The sequence below is a fragment of the Variovorax sp. E3 genome, assembly GCF_016082275.1.
In the GTDB taxonomy this organism is placed as follows: Bacteria; Pseudomonadota; Gammaproteobacteria; order Burkholderiales; family Burkholderiaceae_C; genus Variovorax.
This window is the reverse complement of the sequence record NZ_MOWM01000019.1, coordinates 66,136-72,135: the sequence shown is the minus strand read 5'-3', so window position 1 is coordinate 72,135 and position 6,000 is coordinate 66,136. Positions and strand designations below refer to the sequence as shown.

Sequence of the window (6,000 nt, the reverse complement as noted above, 5' to 3'; positions counted from 1 at the left end):
AGCACCGCGTTCACTACCGCCGCCAGCCCTCACCCCAACCCTCTCCCAAAGGGAGAGGGAGCAAGAGAGGGAAGGGGCGCAACAGCCATGACACGCCGCGCAGACCTTCCGCAAACGCGCGCCGAGTTCCTCGCCGCCGACGGCGTGCTGCTCGTGCTGCGCGAGACCCCGCCCGCGCCCCCGCCGGCCAAAGGCCAGCCCGCCTTCATCGCGAGCAACCCCATCGAGGGCGACGAAGTCTTGCTCGCCGTGTGGGACGACGGCAGCGCCTCCGCGCTCAACGGCCACGTCGACCTGGGCACCGGCATCCAGACCGCGCTCGCGCAGATCGTGGCCGAAGAGCTCGACCTCGGCATGCCCTGCGTGCGCATGATGCTCGGCGACACCGCGCGCGCGCCCAACCAGGGCGCGACGATTGCGAGCGCGTCGATCCAGATCCATTCGCAGCCGCTGCGCCTGGCCGCCGCGCAGGCGCGTGCCTGGCTGCTGGCGCGCGCGGCCGAGCGGCTCGGCGTGCCGGCCGAGGCGCTGCAGGTGCGCAACGGCATCGTGCGCGTCACGGAAGCACCCGACCGCCACGTGAGCTACGGCGAGCTGGTCGCGCACCAGCGCACCGTGCTGCGGCTCGACCCCAAGGCGCAGCCCAAGGACCCGGCCGACTACCGGCTCATCGGCACGCGGCAGGCGCGCGTCGACATTCCCGCCAAGCTCGCGGGCGAACTCGTGTTCGTTCACGACATGCGCGTGCCCGGCATGCTGCACGGCCGCGTGGTGCGCCCGCCGTATGCGGGCGCGGACCACGGCGAGTTCATCGGCAACACGCTGGAGGCGGTCGACGAATCGTCGATTGCGCACATCCCCGGCATCCGCGCCGTGGTCGTCATTCGCGACTTCGTCGGCATCGTGGCCGAGCGCGAGGAGCACGCCGAGCAGGCGCTGCGCGAACTGCGCGTCACGTGGAAGCCGTGGCCCGGCATGCCCGACCTGAGCGACGTGGCGCAGGCCCTGCGCGACAACCCGTCGACGCAGCGCCTGCTGGTCGACGAAGGCGATGTCGACGGCGCCATCGCGGGGGTCGCGCAGCCGATGCACCGCACCTACCTGTGGCCCTACCAGATGCATGCGTCCATCGGCCCGTCGTGCGCGCTGGCCGAATGGCAGCCGGCCGACGGCAGCGGCATGCAGCTGCGCTGCTGGGCCGGCTCGCAGAACCCGCACGTGCTGCGCGCCGATCTCGCGAAGCTCATGGCCGTGCAGGACGTGCAGGTCGACGTGGTGCGCATGGAAGCGGCGGGCTGCTACGGCCGCAACTGCGCCGACGACGTGGCCGCCGACGCCGCGCTGCTCGCGCGCGCCGTGGGCGCGCCGGTGCGCGTGCAGCTCACGCGCGAGCAGGAACATGCGTGGGAGCCCAAGGGCACCGCGCAGCTGATGGAAATCGAAGGCGGGCTGATGGCCGACGGCCGCGTGGCCGCCTACGACTTCGAGACCTCGTACCCGTCGAACGGCGCACCCACGCTGGCGCTGCTGCTCACGCGCACGGTCGAGCCGGTGGCGCAGGCCTACGAGATGGGCGACCGCACCGCGCGCCCACCGTACAGCTACGACAACCTGCGCGTGAAGGTCAACGACATGGCGCCGATCGTGCGCGCCTCGTGGCTGCGCGGCGTGTCGGCGCTGCCGAGCTCGTTCGCGCACGAGTCGTACATCGACGAGCTGGCCACCGCCGCCGGCGTCGACCCGGTGCAGTTCCGCCTGCGCTACCTGGAAGACCCGCGCGCCATCGAGCTGGTGCAGGCCACCGCGCGGAAGGCCGGCTGGCGCATGCGCACCGGCCCGCAGGAGAACGCCGACGGCGGGCTCGGCGAAGGCGGCGACATTCTCTTCGGGCAGGGCTTTGCGTACGCGCGCTACATCCACAGCAAGTGGCCGGGCTTCGGCGCGGCGTGGGCCGCGTGGGTGGCCGACGTCGAGGTCAACCGCAAGACCGGCGAGGTGCATGTGCGCCGCGTGGTGGTGGGGCACGACGCGGGGCTGATGATCAACCCCGCGGGTGTCGAGCACCAGGTGCACGGCAACGTGATCCAGACCACGAGCCGGGCGCTGAAGGAGCGGGTGGCGTTCGCGCCGCGGCAACAGCAGCAGGGCGATGGCACCACGGGCGGCGCGCTGCTGCCCGGCGTGCTGCCTTCGGGCGTGGTCGCGAGCCGCGAATGGGGCAGCTACCCGATCATCAACTTCCGCGAAGTGCCGGTGATCGAGGTGATGCACATGCCCCGGCAGGGCGAGCCTTCGCTGGGCGCGGGCGAGTCGTCGTCGGTGCCGGGCACGGCGGCGATCGCCAATGCGATCTTCGATGCGACGGGGGTGCGGTTCAGGTCGCCGCCGTTCACGCCGGAGACGGTGCTGGCGGAGTTGAATCGGGGCTTGCTGCCTCCGCCGCCGGGTGGGGGCGGGCAGGGCGTGGGTGGTGATGGTGAGGCCGTCGTGCCCCCATCCCGGCCTTCCCCCAGAGGGGGAAGGAGCAATGCGGTCTGGCCTGCGCGCAAGGGGCTGTGGGCCACGGGGGCGGCCCTTGTGGTCGGCGGCATCGGCGTCGTTGCCGGCCTGCTCGGCTGGCGCTCGGCCATCGCGCCCGTGTCGCTCACCGCGCCGGTCTACAGCCAGGCCACCATCGAGCGCGGGCGCGTGCTGGCCGCGGCCGGCGACTGCGCCGTGTGCCACACCGCGCCGGGCGGCGTGCCCAACGCGGGTGGGCGCGGCATGGACACGCCCTTCGGCACGCTCTACACCACCAATCTCACGCCCGATGCCGACACCGGCCTGGGCCGCTGGTCGTTCAGCGCGTTCCAGCGCGCGATGCGCGAAGGCGTCTCGCGCGACGGCCACTACCTGTACCCCGCGTTCCCCTACACCGCCTTCGCCAAGACCAGCGACGACGACCTGCAGGCGCTCTATGCGTACTTCATGTCGATGCCCGCGGTGCGCGCGGAAACGCCGAAGTCGCAGCTCAAGTTCCCGTTCAGCATCCGCCCGCTGATGGCCGGCTGGAACGCGCTCTTCCACGACCCCACGCCGATGCAGCCCGTGGCCACGCAAAGCGCCGAGTGGAACCGCGGCGCCTACCTCGTCAACGGCCTGGGCCATTGCGGCGCCTGCCACACGCCGCGCAACGCGCTGGGCGCGGAGCAGGGCGGCAGCGCATTCCTGTCGGGCGCGATGATCGACGGCTGGGAGGCGCCCGCGCTCACGCAGCTGTCGAAGTCCGCCGTGCCGTGGGACACCGACGAGCTCTACCGCTACCTGCGCCACGGCCACACGCAGCGCCACGGCATCGCCGGCGGCCCGATGGCCGAGGTGGTGCACGAGATGCAGCAGTTGCCCGACGAAGACGTGCGCGCGATGGCCACGTACCTGGCTCCTTCAACCCCGAGCCCGTCGCCGATCCCAAGGCCGTGGCGCAGCAGATGGTCGACAACGCCGCGCGCACGCAGGGCCAGCTGCTCGGCCCCGCGCAGCGCATGTTCGACAGCGCCTGCGCCTCGTGCCACCACGACGGCAACGGCCCCACGCTGCTCGGCGTGAACACGCCGCTGGCGCTCAACAGCAACCTCACGAGCGCGCAGCCCGACAACCTGCTGCGCACCATCCTCGATGGCGTGCGCGAGCCCGCCACGCGCGACATCGGCTTCATGCCCGCGTTCCGCGAGGCGCTCGACGACCAGCAGATCGCCGAGCTGGCCGGCTACATGCGCGCGCGCTTCGCGCCGCAGGAGCCGGCGTGGAAAGACCTGCCCGCCCAGGTGGCGCGCGTGCGCGCCGCGCCGGCCCACGGCGCGGGGCATTGACCAGGGGCTGGCCGAAGTTTTCCGGAGGCGCCGCTACGATGACGCGTAGCGCACACTTTCACGGAGACACCACGCCATGCCCTTGAATCTTTCCACTGCTTCCAGCCTGCCCAGCGATGCCGGGCGCGCGACCCTCGTCGGCCGCCTCTGGCAGCCCGACGTGGGCCCCGTGCTGGTGGCCGTGCACGACGGCCACCTGTACGACCTGTCGACGACGGCGCCGACCATGAGCGAGCTGCTCGAAGGCAAGGACGCGCCCGCCGAAGTGGTTCGCCGCGCATTGCAGAGCGCGCCGCGCATCGCCTCGCTCGACGACGTGCTGGCCAACAGCGACGAGACCGCGCGCGATGCCAGCAAGCCCTGGCTGCTCGCGCCCTGCGACCTGCAGGCCATCAAGGCCAGCGGCGTGACCTTCGTCGCGAGCCTGCTGGAGCGTGTCATCGAGGAACAGGCGCGCGGCGACGCATCGAAGGCCGAGGCCACGCGCGCGGCCATCGGCGGCGTGCTCGGCGACAACCTCGCGGACATCGTGCCGGGCTCGCCCGAAGCGATGAAGGTCAAGGAAGTGCTGATCGCGCAGGGCGTGTGGTCGCAGTACCTCGAAGTGGGCATCGGCCCCGACGCAGAGATCTTCACCAAGGCCCCGGTGCTCGCGGCCGTGGGCACGGGCGCCGACGTCGGCATTCATTCGGGCTCGGTGTGGAACAACCCCGAGCCCGAAGTCGTGCTCGCGGTGAACAGCCGTGGCCAGACGCTGGGCGCCGCGCTCGGCAACGACGTCAACCTGCGCGACTTCGAAGGCCGCAGCGCACTGCTGCTGGGCAAGGCGAAGGACAACAACGCCTCGTGCGCGATCGGCCCGTTCATTCGCCTGTTCGATGCGCACTTCGGCATCGACGACGTGCGCCGCATCACCGTCGCGCTCGAAGTCACGGGCCCCGAGGGCTTCACGCTCGAAGGTTCCAGTTCGCTGTCGAAGATCAGCCGCGACCCGCTCGACCTCGTCGCGCAGACCGTCGGCAAGCACCACGCCTACCCCGACGGCTTCATGCTGTTCCTGGGCACGATGTTCGCGCCCACGCAAGACCGCCACGGGCCCGGCCAGGGGTTCACCCATGTCGTGGGCGACCGGGTGCGCATCGGCGCGCCCGAGCTGGGCGCGCTGGTCAACCGCGTGGTGCACGCGGACCAGGCCGCGCCGTGGACCTTCGGCATCGGCGCGCTGATGCGCAACCTGGGCGCGCGCGGGTTGCTGTAGTCGGCGCAAAGGGCCGGGCACCCGGCCCGATTCAAACCACGCCGCGCAGCGCCCTGCGGTACTGCACCGCCTCCGCCAGGTGCCCGACCTGCACGCTCTGCGCTGAATCCAGGTCCGCAACCGTGCGCGCCACCTTCAGCACGCGGTGCGTGCTGCGCGCCGACCACCCGAGCTTGGCCGCCGCATTGAACATGAACTTGCGCGCCGTGTCGTCGAGCCCGGCGTGCCTGTCGATCGCGCTGCCTTGCAGCGACTGGTTCGCATGGCCTTGGCGTTGCATCGCGCGTTCGCGTGCCACGATCACGCGGCCGCGGATGCTGTCCGTCGACTCGCCCGCGGGCGCATCGAGCAACTGCTGCGCCGACACGGCGGGCACTTCGATGTGCAGGTCGATGCGGTCCAGCAGCGGGCCGCTGAGCTTGCCCTGGTAGCGCGCAATCTGGTCCGGCGTGCAGCGGCATGCCTTCGACGTTGCGCCCAGGTAACCGCAAGGGCAGGGGTTCATGGCCGCGATCAGCTGGAAGCGCGCGGGGAATTCGGCGCGTCGCGCGGCGCGAGCGATGGTGATCGTGCCGGTCTCCATTGGTTCGCGCAGTGCTTCCAGCGCGGAGCGCGCGAACTCGGGGAACTCGTCCAGAAAAAGAACGCCGTGGTGCGCACGCGAGATTTCTCCCGGTGGGCACGAACCCAATTAAGCGCAACGGGCTCCCAACTTTTCCGCCTATATATCAACGACTTAGGTCCTCTCGTCCGACATAAGTTAAGCGCAACCTGAATTTTTGATGAAAGCTGACTGAAACTGAATTACAAGCAACCGGGCCAACATGCGTGCACGGACCCTCACGGGCGCGCCAATTGAATCCGGTCATAGTTGCACGCAAAATTGATCACAGT

1 protein-coding gene and 2 pseudogenes are annotated in these 6,000 nt (G+C 70.8%); 2 read left to right on the top strand and 1 reads right to left on the bottom strand.

What is annotated here, in order from left to right:
- Window positions 1-87: 87 nt before the first annotated feature.
- A pseudogene (locus BMG07_RS09940) lies at window positions 88-3,848 on the top strand (molybdopterin cofactor-binding domain-containing protein).
- 76 nt (window positions 3,849-3,924) lie between these two features.
- Complete coding sequence (locus tag BMG07_RS09935; RefSeq protein WP_198084424.1) at window positions 3,925-5,106, top strand: fumarylacetoacetate hydrolase family protein; 1,182 nt, start codon at window positions 3,925-3,927, stop codon at window positions 5,104-5,106.
- Window positions 5,107-5,137: 31 nt separating this feature from the next.
- Here the strand turns inward: BMG07_RS09935 and BMG07_RS09930 are convergent.
- Window positions 5,138-5,794 (bottom strand): annotated as a pseudogene (locus BMG07_RS09930) (ATP-binding protein); the annotation flags it as partial.
- Window positions 5,795-6,000 lie beyond the last annotated feature (206 nt).